The organism is Flavobacterium sp. GT3R68 (assembly GCF_007109225.1).
Classification (GTDB): Bacteria; Bacteroidota; Bacteroidia; order Flavobacteriales; family Flavobacteriaceae; genus Flavobacterium.
In genome coordinates this window covers 13,255-29,042 of sequence record NZ_VJZK01000007.1, presented here as the reverse complement: position 1 = coordinate 29,042, position 15,788 = coordinate 13,255, and the positions used below count along the sequence as shown (strand labels likewise).

The window sequence follows — 15,788 nt, the reverse complement described above, 5'->3', positions numbered from 1 at the left end:
TTCAAAAAATATACCTAACATTCTTGTTATCGACTACAAAATTTTTATCCGTAACCTGAGTTTATTTGTCAAGCAATTCAATCCACACCGGCGCATGATCACTCGATTTTTCCCAACCGCGTACATCACGATTCACGCCGGCAGCTATCAGCCGTTTATCCAATTTTGGACTTAGCAGGAAATGGTCAATACGCAAACCGGCGTCACGTGCGTAAGCATTTCGGAAATAATCCCAAAAGGTGTAGATTTTCTCTGTCGGATACAAATGCCGTATGGCATCGGTCCATCCTTGCGAAACAAGCGCTTCATAAGCCTCCCGGGTCTCCGGACGGAACAACGCATCTTTGACCCATCTTTCTGGTTTGTAAACATCGTTCTCTGTCGGGATGACATTGAAATCCCCTACTAATATGACAGGAGTATTAAACGCCAGCAGTGTTGCTGCCCGTTCGGTTAACCGTTGAAACCATCGCAGTTTATAATCGAATTTGGGGCCCGGTGCAGGATTGCCGTTAGGAAGATAAAGACAGCAAATTACGATGCCATTAATCATCACTTCCAAATAGCGGCTTTGGATATCTTCGTCCTCGCCGGGCAATCCCCGGCCAATTTCCTCCATTTCAGCTTCCCGCGAAAGAATAGCGACACCGTTCCAACTTTTTTGTCCGTGCCAGATGGCTTTATAACCCGCATCTGAAATGGCTTTTTCAGGAAATTTTTCCTGAGGTGCTTTCAATTCCTGAAGACAAACTATATCAGGCTTTGTTTCCTCAAGCCAACGGAGTAAAACAGGAAGCCGACCATTGACACCATTGACATTATAAGTAGCTATTTTCATAGTATTCAATTAAGTTCCATTCTTAATACAACCTTGAAGATACGAAAAATCATTGAATTTCAGAGTGTTGCAGTTAATGGAAACTGTGCGAAACAGAAAAGCCTGAACAATTGTCCAGGCTTCTTATTTTATAGTTGAAGGTGTTTATTCTAAAACAAAACTTACGGCTACATTAATGATGATTTCGAGTTCACCAACGGCTAATGTTTCTCTTTGCATAGTCCCATCGGCCATTTCAGCTTTCATGCTGCGATACATTGGCTGTGGATAATACGGTTGCGAATTATCGGTAATTGTAAACACTTTCCCAACTTTCTGACTCAGCACCGAAACATAATCATCGGCTTTGGCCTTAGCATCTTTTATCGCTAGTTTTCGGGCTTCCGATTGCAGCTGTGTCAATTTTGAAGTTTTGAATTCCACCCCGTTAATTCCATTGATTCCGGAATCAACCAGACCTTCCATCAATTCATCGTATTTGGATAAATCTTTCAAAAGAATCTTAACCGTCTGGTTCGCCAAGTATTCGTGCTTCTTTTTTTGATAATCATAATTAGGATTTAAAGTAACCCGCTGCGTCTGAAAATCTTCTTTGGCAATAAATTTTTTGATGTATTTTAAGACCGCGTCCATCTTCGCATCATTGTCTTTCTTAACGGTGACAGCATTGGTTCCTTTGGTTTCCACCGAAACAGAAATGGCGGCCTGATCCGGAACTGTTTTAATCTTTCCTTCTCCTGATACATTAATCATCGGAATCGGTTTTAGTTCTTGCGCCTGCGACACTGTTAAAAACAATGTCATCAAAATTAGAAATGATTTTTTCATGGTATAGAATTTATATTTAGTTGTGTAATTTCTTTCAAATTTTATGCCAATTTATAGCTTGCCCATTTTTTCCAAAACAAAAAGCAGTACAATCGGAATTGCCAATAAGACAACCATCCCAATATTATCGGTAAACATATGCGGCTCTTTTATCAATGTAATCACGTATCCGCCGATAGCGCCGCCAAAATGCGCGGTATGCCCAATGTTATCTCTTTTGGCTTTCATGCCATAGATAGAATACAGCAGATAGCCTATTCCGAATATATAAGCGGGAATTGGTATTGGTATAAAAAACAGGTACAGACTCATATCCGGCTGCAGTAAGATTGCAGCATACAAGACACCGGTTACGGCACCCGAGGCTCCAATTGCACGATAGGAATAATCGTTTTTATGCATGAAAAGCGTGAGCAGACTTCCGGCTAAAAGGCTTCCGACATAGATCAAGGCGAAGGAAAAATTACCCAAATACGTATAAACTACCGGTGCGAAAAAATAAAGTGTCAGCATATTGAAGGCCAAATGCGGAATATCGGCATGCAGAAAAGCTGATGAGAGCATTCGGATTTGTTCTCCTGCCCGGATACTGCCAATATGGAATTCGTATTTTCTGAAGAATGCCAAATCATCAAAGCCCTTGAAACTTATGATGCCCGTAATCGCCATGATAACAATAAGTATGATATTCATAAATGAGTAAATTATTTTACTGTAAAAATAGAAATACTTTCCTTACCTTTTGTTAAACGCTGTATTCTAAATATTGTTTTAAATGTATATTTGTAAAAAATTCAAGAATGCAACTTTTACTTTTTCTTATCATATATCCATTTCTCTGGTTGATTTCCATATTGCCCTTCCGGGTGCTCTATTTTTTCTCTGACCTTACGTATGTGTTGGTTTATAAAATCATTGGTTATCGACAAAAAACGGTGCGGGAAAATTTGGCATTAGCCCTACCTCATCTTTCAGATAAGGAACGATTAATCATCGAACGAAAGTTCTTCCATCATTTTTGCGACGGTTTTTTTGAAATGATTAAAACAATGACGATTTCCCGCAAAGAGATGGACAAGCGTTTTAAATTCACCAATCTGGAGTTGTATCAGGAACTGGAATCAAAACAAAAAAGCATTGCCATTATGTGTGCCCACTACGGAAGCTACGAATGGCTGGTGTCTATGAACCGACATATTAGTTTCAGGGGTTATGGAATTTATAAAAAAATAGCGAACAAATATTTTGACAAACTCGTTCAGGATATCCGCGGTAAATTTGACGCCTACCTGATCGACACCAAAAACTCCATCAGAGTGATGTCCGATAATAAAAAAGCGGGGATTCTTGGTGTTTATGGCTTTGCAAGCGATCAGTCTCCCAAATTAGGAAAAGCTTTTCACTGGAATACCTTCATGGGAATTGAAGTCCCTGTTCATACCGGAGCCGAAATGATGGTCAAAAAAATGGATATGAATGTGCTTTTTGTAAAAGGAGAGAAACTGCGACGAGGCTATTATCAGGCGACTTTTGTACCGATGGTGGACAATCCGAAAGAAGTGCCGAATTATGAAATCACCGATATGTTTTTCAGAATGGTAGAACAGCAGATTTTGGAAAAACCGGAATACTATCTTTGGACACACAAACGTTGGAAACACGCTGATAAGAAGACAGTCAATTAATTATATAAAAAATCCCAAATAAATTCTATTTGGGATTTTTATTTTTATGATTACAGGCTAAACCATTTTTTCACCATTTCCATTTCGGTTGGTAAGGCTTGCGCATGTATGAACTCATTTGTTTTCTTGTTGTAGCTATAGTCTTTTGACCATTCCAGATGGTTTTTGGCCAAAGCCTTAATACTCTCACAAACGTATTGTATTTCAGCATTTGTAGTCGTTGGATGAATAGACATTCTGATCCAGCCCGGTTTTTGTATTAAGTCACCGGAATCAATCTGGCAGATTAAATTATGAGAGGTTTCCTGGTCCACGTGAAGCAGGTAATGTCCGTAAGTTCCCGCACAACTGCAGCCGCCCCGAGTCTGGATTCCGAATTTATCATTCAGTAATTTCACCCCTAAATTAAAATGCAAATCATCGATATAAAATGAAAACACCCCTAACCTATTTTGGTGTTGTCCAGCCAAAATATTGATATTGGTTACGTTTCCTAATTCGGCAAAAACCAATTCGGTAATTTCATGTTCCCGATTCAGGATGTTATCGATTCCCATTTGCTCTTTCAATTGAATCGCTAGGGCTGTTTTAATAACCTGCAGAAAACCTGGCGTTCCACCATCTTCCCTGTCTTCAATATTGTCAATATATTTATATTCGCCCCATGGGTTAGTCCAACTTACCGTGCCACCTCCCGGGTTATCGGGAACCATATTGTGATACAGTTTTTTATTGAAAACTAAAATTCCGGTAGTTCCGGGTCCACCCAAAAATTTATGTGGCGAAAAGAAAATGGCATCCAGATAACTTTCCGGATCTTCCGGATGCATGTCAATTTTGACATATGGTCCTGAACAGGCAAAATCCACAAAACAAACACCACTATTCTGGTGCATCAATTTGGCCACCTGATGATATGGGGTTTTGATTCCGGTTACATTCGAACACGAAGTAATGGATGCAATTTTTATTGCGCGGTCTTTGTATTTTTCTAATAAAGCTGTAAAATTATCCATGCAGAACAATCCTTCCGGACAGGCAGGAATTACTTCAACATCTGCAATGGTTTCCAGCCACGAAGTCTGATTGGAATGGTGTTCCATGTGTGAAATAAAAACGATGGGTTTCTTTTCTTTTGGAATATTGATAAAAGATTTCAGGTTTTCAGGAATTTTCATACCTAAAATACGCTGAAATTTATTGACTACACCGGTCATTCCGGTTCCATCAGCAATCAGGACATCATCATCATTGCTGTTGACATGATGTTTAATGATATGTCGGGCTTCATGATACGCCATCGTCATTGCCGTGCCCGAAACTGTAGTTTCTGTATGCGTATTGGCCACAAAGGGACCAAATTCATTCATAAGTTTTTCCTCAATAGGACGGTACAAACGCCCGCTTGCAGTCCAATCGGTGTAGATTATTTTTTGTTTGCCAAACGGCGAAACAAATTCCTGATCAATTCCAATTATGTTCTTTCGGAACTGTTGGAAGTATTGTTCTAATTGCGTAGGCGTTTCAGTAGTAGTCATGGGTATGCTTCATTTGGCGCAAAGATACAGATTTTTACGGATTTAGGCATTTGGCACGTCGGCATTAACATTTTTGAAAAGTGGATTGTTCTTTTTTTTATATTTGACAGAGCCGAATAAAACACTCTGAAATGCACGCCAAAAATTATCTCATACATGCCTGAAATCAAATCCACTGCCACAAAACCAGACCGAAACAAGGAAAACAACAATGATTTGGTATTTTCCTATATGACGATGAGAAATCTTATCGGGTTCAGCGGGATGCTTCTGCCCTTTGTGCTGGCGCTGACTACCAGTAAAACTTTCAGCGATAAAATCATCGAACCATCAATTAGCGATTATTATTATACCAGTAATGGTGATGTTTTGGTAGTCATGTTAAGTATGCTGTCTGTATTTTTATTTACATACAAAGGATATGAATGGAAAGAAAAAATGTGGACTGTCATTGCGGCGATCTGTGGTATTGGGATCGCTTTTAGTCCAACTGTAACGAAATACTCCAGAAGTTCCTTCAGCGTACATACCGCTCACGAAAAAGTACCGTTAATTCTAGGTCTGGAGAGACATTTACTGTTTGCAGTCACATTTTTCATCACCTTATCAATAATCTCATTGGTTTATTTTCCAAAATCCAATAAAAAATATTTGGTGGATTCCAAAGGCAATCGCACGCAAAAAGCCAAAAGGAATATCGTTTTTAAAGTATGCGGATGGACGATGATTGGTTGTGTGCTTATTTTAGGAATTTATTTTTTATGCACTCCGGTTCATGAAATTGCAGGTGATTTTCCGGTGATATTTGTGTTTGAAGCTATTGCAATTGAAGCTTTCGGCATTTCGTGGATTACCAAAGGGGAAACATTGTGGCCGGATGGCGAACATTATATTTCAAAAGGATTCAAAATAGCGAAAGCACTGATTTAAATACAGAACCAACCTTAACAAGATGACAAAAAATTCAAAATCCGTAGAAACACAAATGTTGATCAGAAAACCTGTTTCGGAAGTTTTTTCCGCATTTATTGACCCTGAAATCACGAAGAATTTTTGGTTTACCAAAGGAAGCGGGAAATTAGAAATCGGAAAAACAATCACATGGGAATGGGATATGTATGGGATTACAACAGACATTCTGGTAAAAGAAATTGTGGACAATAAAATTATCAGCATCGAATGGGGCCAGCCGGCAACTACGGTAGATTTTGAGTTCAAGGCCTTAACGGACAGCACAACGTATGTTACAATTAAAAACTACGGATTTGATAAAACCGGTGATGAACTTTTGGATGTAATCAAAGATTCAACGGGCGGTTTTACAACCGTGTTGGATGGTTTAAAAGCATTTATGGAGCACAACATCAACCTGAATCTGATAGCGGATAAATTCCCAAAAGAAATTACACAATACGGCAAATAATAAAGAACTTATATTTGCACAAAAAAAATACCAAAATGAAAAAAATTTATCGATTTCTAAGTTTTCTTGTATTAGCTTTTTTATTCATCCAATGCACCGGTGAAGAAACTACATCCGGCGATACGATGTTTGTAAACGATGTTGCTTTTCCTATTGGAGCCAATGGCGGAATAGGTTCTTTCTATAATTCCACCATGTTTCACGCTGGCACAAGTACTGGCGATTATAATATCAGAACGTTTACGATAGTGAAAGCAAATTCTACCAGTGAAGAAGATGCTGATACTATTAATTTATCTATTTTTTATCCTGTCAGTCAGTCCATTGACGGTACTTACAATTTAGATTTTAATTCTTCTGCATTACCATCAACATATGCTGTATGCGTTTTTGCAAATTCTGCTGAGACATTTGGCGATGGAGAAAATGCAGCAACCGGAACAGTTACTATTACAGACAATGGTAATAATAACTTCAAAATTGTATTTAACAATGTGGTTTTGACAAAAGAGGCTACAGGGGGTTCTAAAACCATAACTGGGTATTGTGCACCTACTTTTATGCAATTCTAATGTAATCACTTATTTAAAGAAAGCCCTTTCAGATTGAAAGGGCTTTCTTTATTTTAAATTCCAGCGACTGTTTTTATTTCATCAATAATGCGCAATGCCAGTTGATCGGCTTCATCCTGAGTTTTTGCCTCGGTATAGATTCGGATAATCGGTTCTGTATTCGATTTTCTTAAATGCACCCAGTTTTCTGCAAAATCAATTTTGACACCATCAATGGTAGAAATATTTTCATTTTTGTATTTTTCATTCATCCCTTCCAAAATCTTGTCCACATCAATTTCAGGTGTCAGCTCGATTTTGTTTTTGCTCATGAAATACTGAGGATAACTGGCACGCAACTCTGCCACCGTTTTATCCTGATTTGCCAGATATGTTAAGAACAAGGCAACTCCAACCAGACTATCACGACCGTAATGCAATTCCGGATAAATAATTCCGCCGTTTCCTTCACCACCAATAATGGCATTAGTTGCTTTCATCAGTTCCACCACATTCACCTCACCTACTGCACTTGCCTGGTAATTTCCGTTATGGCTGTTCGTAATATCACGCAATGCACGAGACGACGACATATTAGAAACGGTATTTCCCGGGGTTTTACTCAACACATAATCGGCACAAGCCACTAAAGTATATTCTTCGCCAAACATTTCTCCATCATTTGAAATAAATGCCAGACGATCGACATCCGGATCTACCACTACTCCAAAATCTGCTTTTTCTTCGACGACCAATTTGCAGATATCGCCCAAATGTTCTTTCAATGGTTCCGGATTGTGGGGAAAATGACCGTTGGGTTCGCAGTATAATTTTACGACTTGTACTCCCATTTGCTCCAATAATTTCGGAATGATGATTCCTCCTGTGGAGTTTACCGCATCCACAACTACTTTATATTTCTTTTTGGCTACTGCTTCCGCATCGACTAAAGGAAGATTCAATACCTCGTCAATGTGAATATCCATGTAGGCATCATTTTCAGTGATGGTTCCTAAATTGTCCACATCCGAGAAATCGAACGCTTCATTTTCCGCAATTTCCAAGATTTGGGAACCTTCGGCACCACTTAAAAACTCCCCTTTTTCATTTAATAATTTCAAGGCATTCCATTGTTTCGGATTATGCGAAGCCGTCAGGATGATACCACCATCCGCTTTTTCCAAAGGAACAGCTACTTCAACAGTAGGTGTTGTCGACAATCCCAAATCGATAACATCAATTCCCAAACCGATTAAAGTGTTTACCACTAAACTCTGAATCATGGCACCGGAAATTCGGGCATCACGTCCAATTACTACGGTTAGTTTTTCCTTACTGCTGTTATTTTTAAGAAAAGTTCCATAGGCTGAAGCAAATTTTACGGCATCAACCGGAGTAAGGTTGTCCCCTACCTTTCCACCAATGGTTCCACGAATTCCTGAAATTGATTTTATTAATGTCATATACTATTCTTGATTTGGAATGAATAAAAAATTTGTTCACAAATATAACAATTTGGTCATTTCTAAAACCCATTTAAAATTCAAAATTCATCAGTAATAATTCTTACCTTAGACGAATGAATTTTTTAGCACACATATACCTTTCCAATGATGAAGATTTCATCAAAATAGGCAATTTTATGGCCGACGGAATCCGTGGGAATGACTACCAACAATTCCCGCCGGATATCCAAAAAGGCATTTTATTGCACCGCGCCATCGATACATTTACCGATGCACATGAGATTTTCAGGAAAAGCAAACATCGCTTACATGAAAAGTATGGCCATTATTCAGGTGTGATTATCGATGTGTTTTATGATCATTTTTTAGCTAAAAACTGGACGCGATATTCCAAAACTCCGTTGGAGGAATTTGTGGGATCCTTTTATCATATTCTTCAGGATAATTTTGAATTGCTTACTTCTAAGGTTCAAAAACTATTGCCTTATATGACCACTCAGAACTGGCTTGTTAGTTATCGTACCGTGCCTGGGATTCAACGTATATTAGGCCAGATGGATATGCGGAGCAAACACACTTCCAATATGCAGTATTCGGTCAAAGAACTTGAGGAATATTACGATGAGTTTGAGAAGGAATTTACTCTTTTCTTTGAAGAACTACGAACATTTGTACAACATAAAACGGCAATTCTATAATGAATTTCATCACCGACTTAGAAAATGCCTTCATTCTGAATGCCGAACCTGAGAATGCTGTCCCTATGGCAAAATACATGAAAAATCTCTTTAGTTTTTTCGGAATAAAATCAAAGCCGCGAAAAGACATTACAAAAGAAATCTGGAAGCACCACAAAATAGAGGTAAAAAATAATGTCCGTGAGATCGCTTTGGAACTATTCAATAAAAAAGAACGTGAATTTCATTATTCGGCTATCGAAATCGGGATAAAAGAACTCAAAAACAACTATCGGAAAGAAGACATCAAACTGATTGAAAAATTGATCTTAAAAAGTTCCTGGTGGGATTCTGTCGATTTTCTATCTAAATACCTCCTGGGAAATTTTCTCCTTCAATTCCCTGAAGAAACGGAAAAAGTAATTTCTAAATTTTCGGCGTCGGATAATATGTGGCTTAATCGTTCTGCGCTCCTTTTTCAATTGGATTACAAAACAAACACCAACTCCGCTATTTTATTCCGCCAATGCCAAACACATAGCGCATCGAAGGAATTTTTTATTCAAAAGGCAATCGGATGGTCGTTGCGGGAATATGCCAAAACCAATCCGGATGAAGTGAAAAAGTTTGTCGCGGAGCATAATCTGAAACCCTTAAGCCAGAAAGAAGCCCTGAAAAAGCTGGGATAAATTAATAAAATTGTAATAATTTCGCCTTCCTTTTAAAAATAAAAATGATCAAAAAATATCTCAGCAAACTTGAAAACGTAATTATCTGGTCCCAGAGTAAATTGTCCAATAAGCAGTTTATTTTTTTATCAAGCGTTTTAGTTGGGATTTCCGCAGCTTTGGCTGTAATTGTTTTAAAAACATTTGCGCACTCCGTTTTTTCGTTTGCCACTTACATCAATGGTATTTTAAAATTGAGTTTCATCAACAGTATTTTACCCATAATTGGAATTTTGCTGACCGTTTTTGTAGTTAAAAGAGTTTTGGGCGGAACCATCGAAAAAGGAACTTCACAGATCTTATATGCCGTTGCGCAAAAAGCCAGTATCATTCCGAAAAAACAAATGTATGCACAGATTATAACCAGCTCGTTAACAGTTGGGTTGGGTGGTTCCGCAGGTTTGGAAAGCCCAATTGTGATTACGGGTGCCGCTTTCGGTTCAAATTATGCCCAGCAATACAAGCTAAGTTATAAAGACCGGACCTTACTGATTGGTTGTGGTGTTGCGGCAGGAATTGCTGCTGCTTTCAACGCGCCGATAGCGGGGGTTCTATTTGCAATCGAAGTATTGTTGGTCGATGTCAGCATTGCTGCCTTTACTCCCATTATGATTGCCGCAGCGACTGGAGCTTTAGTTTCTGTAATTGCGCTGGATGAAACCATTTTATTGTCTTTCCGTCAACAACAGACATTTGATTATCACAATATTCCGTTCTATGCAGCATTGGGAATATTTACCGGTTTTATTGCTGTGTATTACACCCGAAATTTTCAACGGGTAGAACATTTTTTTGCAAGACTTAAATTAAAACCATACAAAAAAGCATTATTTGGTGCTTCCCTTCTGGCCATTATCATTTTCATATTTCCAACTCTTTTTGGCGAAGGTTACGAAAGCATTAGAACCTTATCAGAAAATGATCCCGGACAGTTATTGGATAATACGCTCTTCAGTGGTTTTCGGAATAATAGCTGGGCACTGTTAATATTTGTAGGCTTAACGATGATGCTCAAAGCGTTTGCAACCGGAATCACTTTGGGCAGCGGGGGAAACGGGGGTAATTTTGCACCTTCCCTATTTTTGGGATCGTATGTGGGGTTTTTCTTTTCAAAATTTTTAAATTTAACAGGCTTGACCAAACTGCCTATCAGTAACTTCACTATGGTTGGAATGGCCGGAATCCTTAGCGGGCTTTTTCATGCGCCATTGACAGCCATTTTCTTAATTGCTGAAATTACCGGTGGTTATGACTTGATGATTCCGCTAATGATTGTTTCGTCCATCAGTTTTGCCATTTCTAAACGTTTTGAAAAACATTCTTTGGATGTAAAGGTTTTGGCGAAAAAAGGACATGCTTTTACCAGTAATAAGGACACCAATATTCTTTCCACTTTAGAAACCGAAAAAATCATACAAACCGATTATCTGACCATCTCCCCGGATGAGAATCTGGAGAAACTTGTTGATTTGATTTCGCATTCCAATCAGGTGATTTTTGCTGTGATCAATAAAGAAAAGGAATTGCTGGGTATTGTACATTTCAATACTATCCGTGAAATTATTTTCAGCAATTTCAAAGTCAAGTACACTTCCGTAAAAGAAATTATGATTGCACCCGCTGATATTGTCACATCCAATGATAATATGGAAACCGTGATGAATAAATTTGAAGTAGGAAAAGTTGCTTTTTTACCGGTATTGAAAAATGGAAAATATTATGGATTTATATCGAAGTCCATCGCGCTTGAAGCCTATCGGGACAAGTTAAAATCAATGACCATCGAATAAACCTTTTGCCGATTATAAAAACATTTAAACAACCAGTTTCAAAAAATTTAATGTAGACTCTGTAGATAGTTTCAAGAGAATTGTTTAAATATTTAAATTAATTTTTTGTTATTTAACCGGTTCTAATTTGAAACCACAAAGCTTTTTTTTAATAAAAAAAATTGCAATCTTTGTATTAATTAGTAGGACTAATCCTTATAACCAAAAAACGAAATAAAATGAAAACATTCAAATTATCAATTATTGCTTTGTTATTTTCTGCCATGACCACTCCGATTTTTGCTCAAAATGCAGATGAAGTTATCTCAAAATACTTTACAACTATTGGAGGTATAGAAAAATTGAAACCCCTTAAAGGTGTTAAAATGGAAATGACGGTTGATGCTCAGGGTATGGAAATTCCTGTTGAACTGGTGCAATTAACTGGAGGTAAAATGTATGTTAAAATTTCCATGCAAGGTAAAGAAATTACTCAAGTGGCATCAGATGGCAACACCATTTGGAATACTAATTTTATGACGATGAAAGCGGAAAAAAGCGACGCTGAAACAACAGCAAATGCTATATTAAGCAATAACGATTTTCCGGATGCATTATTAGATTATAAAGCAAAAGGTTACGCGGCAGATTTTGTTGGGAAAGAAACTAAAGAAGGAACGGAATGTTTCAAAATAAAATTCACTAAAAAACCAGTTACAGTTGACGGCGTAAAAATGGATGATATCACCTATTACTATTTTGATACAGAAAACTTTTTAGCAATAGCAACAGAAACAGAAATTAAACAAGGTCCTATGAAAGGTCAAAAATCGATTTCTACAATGAGTGATTACCAAGAAGTTGACGGTCTGCTTTTCCCGTTTGCAATGAATATGGGAGGACAAAATATGAAAGTTAAAAAAATAACTTTAAACCCTATAGTTGCTGACAAGGCTTTTGCTTTCCCAACAGAATAATAGCAGATCATAACAATCAATCCGCAACATTAGTTGGGGATTTTTTTTAAATTATATTTTATGAAAAAAATCAATCTATTAATAGCAACTTTACTTTTTTTTGGGTCATCAATGACTGTTGCGCAAGAAAAAGTAATCCTTAAAGGAAAAGAATTATTTGGTGATATTTCCGCAAGACATCTTGGCCCAGCGTTGATGAGCGGCCGTATTACAGACGTTGAAATGCACCCATCCAATAATAAAATAATATATACGGGTACTGCCGGCGGTGGCGTATGGAAAAGTTATGATGGCGGCGCCTCCTTCGCTCCAATTTTTGACGAACATATTCAATCTATTGGTTGTGTAACCATTGACCCGTCAAAACCCGATCAAAATATTTGGGTAGGAACTGGTGAAACCTGGACAAGAAATAGTGTATCTGTGGGTGACGGAATTTACAGATCTACCGATGGTGGACAGAACTGGAAAAACATGGGTTTGCCAAAATCCGACCGTATCAGCTCTATTGTAGTCGATCCGAAAAACAGTGATGTGGTTTGGGTTGGAATACTGGGATCTTTATGGGGAGATAGCGATGAAAGAGGAATTTATAAAACTACAGATGGAGGCACCACTTGGAAAAAGGAGTTTTTCGTTGACGCAAAAACAGGTTGCTCCGATTTAATTATAGATCCAAAGAATGCCAACATTATGTATGCCAGTTTTTGGGAATTCCGAAGAACGGGATGGTCATTCAATTCTGGAGGAACACAATCGGCATTGTACAAATCAGTAGATGGCGGTAAAACATGGAACAAAATACACAATGGTTTTCCGCAAGGTAAATTAGGAAGAATCGCCATTGCTATTGCTCCTACTAATCCTAATATTTTATATTCAGTACTCGAAACAGAGAAAAGTGTTAAGAATGGTTTATACCGGTCAGATGATGCAGGTTTAACATGGAAGCATTTAAATAGTGATTTTGGTTTAGTGGTACGACCATTTTATTTTTCCAGAATTGCAGTCGATCCAAAAAATGCTGACATCGTGGTTAAAGGAGGATTAACAGGTTCAATTAGCCGAGATGGAGGAAAGACTTTTAAAAGTTTAGGCAATATGCATAGTGATATTCATGACATTACTTTTGACAACAAGGATAGTAATCGTATTTATTGTGGAACCGATGGTGGTGTATATAGAAGTTGGGATGGTGGTTCAACCATGGAAATGGTAAGGAGTTTACCGGTTTCTCAATTTTATCATGTAAGTATAGACGATAAAGAACCTTATAATGTATACGGTGGATTACAGGATAATGGGTCTTGGTACGGACCTTCAAAAAGTCCGGGAGGCATCGAAGCCAGAGATTGGACTCGCGTAGGGCATGGAGATGGATTCAGAGTGGTAAAACATCCATCAAAAAACATTATTTATAGCGAAATGCAAGGTGCCGAAAGCGTATGGCGCTTCAATATTGACAGCCAGGAACTTATTACAATTGAGCCACTCGCGGTAAAAGGAGACCCCAAACTGCGTTTTAATTGGAATACCCCCATTGAAGTGAGTAAGAAACAAACTGATCGTCTTTATATAGGAAGTCAATTTGTTCATAAATCGGAAGATATGGGTCGCACCTGGACAAAAATTTCTCCTGATTTAACTACAAATGATTCTAAAAAAATGAATCAGGAAAATTCGGGAGGCCTATCAAAAGATAACTCGGGAGCCGAAAATCATTGTACACTTTTTACCATCGCAGAATCGCCGCTAAACGAAAACATCATTTGGGCAGGAAGTGATGATGGTAACATCCAAGTGACAAAAGATGGCGGAAAAACATGGACAAATGTTGTGGCCAACATCACAGGCTTGCCAAAAAATACCTGGTGTTATCATATCGAAGCCAGCGTTTTTGGAGAAGGTACTGCCTATGCCGTTTTCGAAGGACATACTAAAAACGATTATGCGCCATATGCTTATAAAACTACCGACTATGGCAAAACATGGAAATCCATAATCACTGCTGATGTGGACGGATTTGTCCGCAACATTCAGGAAGATTATATAAATGAAGATTTATTATTTTTAGGTACTGAGAAAGGGTTATATATATCTATTGACAGTGGAAGCAATTGGTCTCATTTTACAAACAAAATGCCATCGGTAGCTATTCACTATATGGAGTTAAACAAGAAAACAAACGATTTGATTATGGCTACCCACGGTAGAGGAATTATCATTCTCGACGACATTAGTCCACTACGTCAGATCAATCAGGTAGTCCTAAATAAAGAATTGCATTTCTTTGATTTAAAACCTGCAGTAATAGAGGAGCAGTCTAATTTTGGAGGAACAGCAACCGAATTGGAATTTGTTGGAAATAATCCTTCTTCCAGTGCTCAGATTATCTATTACCTAAAAAAACGCCATACTTTAGGGAAAATGGATATTGAAATCCAAGATGAAAATGGCAACAAAATTACCTCCCTTACCCCTGGAAAACAAAAAGGAATCAATGTTGTCAATTGGAATTACAACATGAAAAGCCCCAAAATTGCCGCAGGGAAAACGCTTTCTTATTCTGGATTTACAGCTCCTAGAGTTCAGGAAGGGAATTATAAAGTGGTGCTGACAAAAGGGAAAGAAACCTACACACACATAATAAAAGCAGTAAACGATCCAAAAAGCAGTATTTCTTTAGCAGACAGGCAAAAAGAAAAACAAATTACACGGATACTATTCAACATGAACGAAGAGTTGGCCTATACCGTATATCAAATTGACCAAACCACCAGTTTGCTAACCGAACTGATGGAAAAAGACAAAGGATATACCAAAGAAGCTACCAAAATTAAAACTGCTTTCGAGAATCTTAAAGCCAAATTGGTAATCACAACCGGTGACAACTACGTGGGTTCGGCTGAACCCCAATTAAGAGAAAAATTGGGCGAATTGTATGCCAGTATCGCCAGCAGTTTCATGGCACCCTCAGCCTCACAGCTGGAGAACATGGACGCCGTCAAACAACTATTCGAAAAGGGAATTCAAGAGTTTAAAGGTTTGAAATCCAAACACGAAGCCTCTTATCAAAAGAAAGCACAAGAAACCAATACTACTTTTGCACTTAAGCCTTTTACGGAATTTGTAACCGAATAACATTCATCAAATTCAACAAAAAAGCGTTAACAAGTATGTTAACGCTTTTTTTTATACTATACTTTTCAGTTTCGCCGGAGCAAAAATCTTGGGCATAATTAGTATTCATTTTCCCGCTGTCCACAGTATCTTTTTGTCAGCCAAAAATGCTGACAAAAAAGGATACT

Annotated in this window: 14 protein-coding genes; 9 read left to right on the top strand and 5 right to left on the bottom strand. The window is 38.0% G+C overall.

Annotated elements, in window-relative coordinates:
• Window positions 1–61 precede the first annotated feature (61 nt).
• The 3 genes from xth to FNW07_RS12200 all read right to left on the bottom strand — a co-directional run bounded on the left by xth (window position 62) and on the right by FNW07_RS12200 (window position 2,359).
• Complete coding sequence (gene xth, locus FNW07_RS12210; RefSeq protein WP_126744524.1) at window positions 62–838, bottom strand: exodeoxyribonuclease III; 777 nt, start codon at window positions 836–838, stop codon at window positions 62–64.
• Window positions 839–982: 144 nt separating this feature from the next.
• On the bottom strand, window positions 983–1,666 hold the full coding sequence (locus FNW07_RS12205; RefSeq protein WP_126744523.1) for an SIMPL domain-containing protein: 684 nt from the start codon (window positions 1,664–1,666) through the stop codon (window positions 983–985).
• Between the two features lie 51 nt (window positions 1,667–1,717).
• Window positions 1,718–2,359, bottom strand: coding sequence for a rhomboid family intramembrane serine protease (locus FNW07_RS12200; RefSeq protein ID WP_126744522.1), 642 nt, complete (start codon window positions 2,357–2,359; stop codon window positions 1,718–1,720).
• 107 nt (window positions 2,360–2,466) lie between these two features.
• Here FNW07_RS12200 and FNW07_RS12195 point away from each other — a divergent pair, with 107 nt between their 5' ends.
• Complete coding sequence (locus FNW07_RS12195) at window positions 2,467–3,351, top strand: lysophospholipid acyltransferase family protein (protein WP_126744521.1); 885 nt, start codon at window positions 2,467–2,469, stop codon at window positions 3,349–3,351.
• Window positions 3,352–3,401: 50 nt separating this feature from the next.
• Here the strand turns inward: FNW07_RS12195 and FNW07_RS12190 are convergent, their stop codons facing one another.
• Entirely contained in the window at window positions 3,402–4,889 is a 1,488-nt protein-coding gene (locus FNW07_RS12190) for an aminotransferase class V-fold PLP-dependent enzyme (protein ID WP_126744520.1), read from the bottom strand.
• Between the two features lie 156 nt (window positions 4,890–5,045).
• Here FNW07_RS12190 and FNW07_RS12185 point away from each other — a divergent pair, with 156 nt between their 5' ends.
• The 3 genes from FNW07_RS12185 to FNW07_RS12175 are packed head-to-tail and all read left to right on the top strand — an operon-like array spanning window position 5,046 to window position 6,884.
• Window positions 5,046–5,819: a hypothetical protein gene (locus FNW07_RS12185; RefSeq protein ID WP_126744519.1), complete on the top strand. Its 774-nt coding sequence runs from the start codon at window positions 5,046–5,048 to the stop codon at window positions 5,817–5,819.
• 22 nt (window positions 5,820–5,841) lie between these two features.
• Complete coding sequence (locus tag FNW07_RS12180; protein ID WP_199745237.1) at window positions 5,842–6,312, top strand: SRPBCC family protein; 471 nt, start codon at window positions 5,842–5,844, stop codon at window positions 6,310–6,312.
• 35 nt (window positions 6,313–6,347) lie between these two features.
• Window positions 6,348–6,884: a hypothetical protein gene (locus FNW07_RS12175; protein ID WP_126744518.1), complete on the top strand. Its 537-nt coding sequence runs from the start codon at window positions 6,348–6,350 to the stop codon at window positions 6,882–6,884.
• A 53-nt stretch (window positions 6,885–6,937) separates the two neighbouring features.
• Here the strand turns inward: FNW07_RS12175 and glmM are convergent, their stop codons facing one another.
• On the bottom strand, window positions 6,938–8,326 hold the full coding sequence (gene glmM / locus FNW07_RS12170) for a phosphoglucosamine mutase (RefSeq protein ID WP_126744517.1): 1,389 nt from the start codon (window positions 8,324–8,326) through the stop codon (window positions 6,938–6,940).
• 116 nt (window positions 8,327–8,442) lie between these two features.
• Between glmM and FNW07_RS12165 the strand changes: the two genes are divergently transcribed.
• The 5 genes from FNW07_RS12165 (at window position 8,443) to FNW07_RS12145 (ending at window position 15,621) form a co-directional block, all read left to right on the top strand.
• Window positions 8,443–9,027 carry an ACP phosphodiesterase gene (locus FNW07_RS12165; RefSeq protein WP_126744516.1) on the top strand — a complete coding sequence of 195 codons (585 nt, stop codon included), beginning with the start codon at window positions 8,443–8,445 and terminating at the stop codon, window positions 9,025–9,027.
• The gene (locus tag FNW07_RS12160) at window positions 9,027–9,695 is read left to right on the top strand and encodes a DNA alkylation repair protein (RefSeq protein WP_126744515.1); all 669 of its coding nucleotides are present in this window, start codon (window positions 9,027–9,029) and stop codon (window positions 9,693–9,695) included. The genes FNW07_RS12165 and FNW07_RS12160 overlap by 1 nt, the downstream gene beginning before the upstream one ends.
• Window positions 9,696–9,739: 44 nt before the next feature.
• Window positions 9,740–11,524: a chloride channel protein gene (locus tag FNW07_RS12155; RefSeq protein ID WP_126744514.1), complete on the top strand. Its 1,785-nt coding sequence runs from the start codon at window positions 9,740–9,742 to the stop codon at window positions 11,522–11,524.
• A gap of 218 nt (window positions 11,525–11,742) precedes the next feature.
• The gene (locus FNW07_RS12150; RefSeq protein WP_199745236.1) at window positions 11,743–12,480 is read left to right on the top strand and encodes an outer membrane lipoprotein-sorting protein; all 738 of its coding nucleotides are present in this window, start codon (window positions 11,743–11,745) and stop codon (window positions 12,478–12,480) included.
• A gap of 60 nt (window positions 12,481–12,540) precedes the next feature.
• Window positions 12,541–15,621, top strand: coding sequence for a hypothetical protein (locus FNW07_RS12145; RefSeq protein ID WP_126744513.1), 3,081 nt, complete (start codon window positions 12,541–12,543; stop codon window positions 15,619–15,621).
• Window positions 15,622–15,788: the final 167 nt, after the last annotated feature.

Bases quoted from the DNA above. Each gene is read 5' to 3' on its own strand.
- FNW07_RS12175 (WP_126744518.1), top strand. From the start codon at position 6,348: ATGAAAAAAATTTATCGATTTCTAAGTTTTCTTGTATTAGCTTTTTTA.
- FNW07_RS12195 (WP_126744521.1), top strand. From the start codon at position 2,467: ATGCAACTTTTACTTTTTCTTATCATATATCCATTTCTCTGGTTGATT.
- FNW07_RS12145 (WP_126744513.1), top strand. From the start codon at position 12,541: ATGAAAAAAATCAATCTATTAATAGCAACTTTACTTTTTTTTGGGTCA.
- glmM (WP_126744517.1), bottom strand. From the start codon at position 8,326: ATGACATTAATAAAATCAATTTCAGGAATTCGTGGAACCATTGGTGGA.
- FNW07_RS12165 (WP_126744516.1), top strand. From the start codon at position 8,443: ATGAATTTTTTAGCACACATATACCTTTCCAATGATGAAGATTTCATC.
- FNW07_RS12190 (WP_126744520.1), bottom strand. From the start codon at position 4,889: ATGACTACTACTGAAACGCCTACGCAATTAGAACAATACTTCCAACAG.
- FNW07_RS12200 (WP_126744522.1), bottom strand. From the start codon at position 2,359: ATGAATATCATACTTATTGTTATCATGGCGATTACGGGCATCATAAGT.
- xth (WP_126744524.1), bottom strand. From the start codon at position 838: ATGAAAATAGCTACTTATAATGTCAATGGTGTCAATGGTCGGCTTCCT.
- FNW07_RS12160 (WP_126744515.1), top strand. From the start codon at position 9,027: ATGAATTTCATCACCGACTTAGAAAATGCCTTCATTCTGAATGCCGAA.
- FNW07_RS12180 (WP_199745237.1), top strand. From the start codon at position 5,842: ATGACAAAAAATTCAAAATCCGTAGAAACACAAATGTTGATCAGAAAA.
- FNW07_RS12150 (WP_199745236.1), top strand. From the start codon at position 11,743: ATGAAAACATTCAAATTATCAATTATTGCTTTGTTATTTTCTGCCATG.
- FNW07_RS12185 (WP_126744519.1), top strand. From the start codon at position 5,046: ATGCCTGAAATCAAATCCACTGCCACAAAACCAGACCGAAACAAGGAA.
- FNW07_RS12155 (WP_126744514.1), top strand. From the start codon at position 9,740: ATGATCAAAAAATATCTCAGCAAACTTGAAAACGTAATTATCTGGTCC.
- FNW07_RS12205 (WP_126744523.1), bottom strand. From the start codon at position 1,666: ATGAAAAAATCATTTCTAATTTTGATGACATTGTTTTTAACAGTGTCG.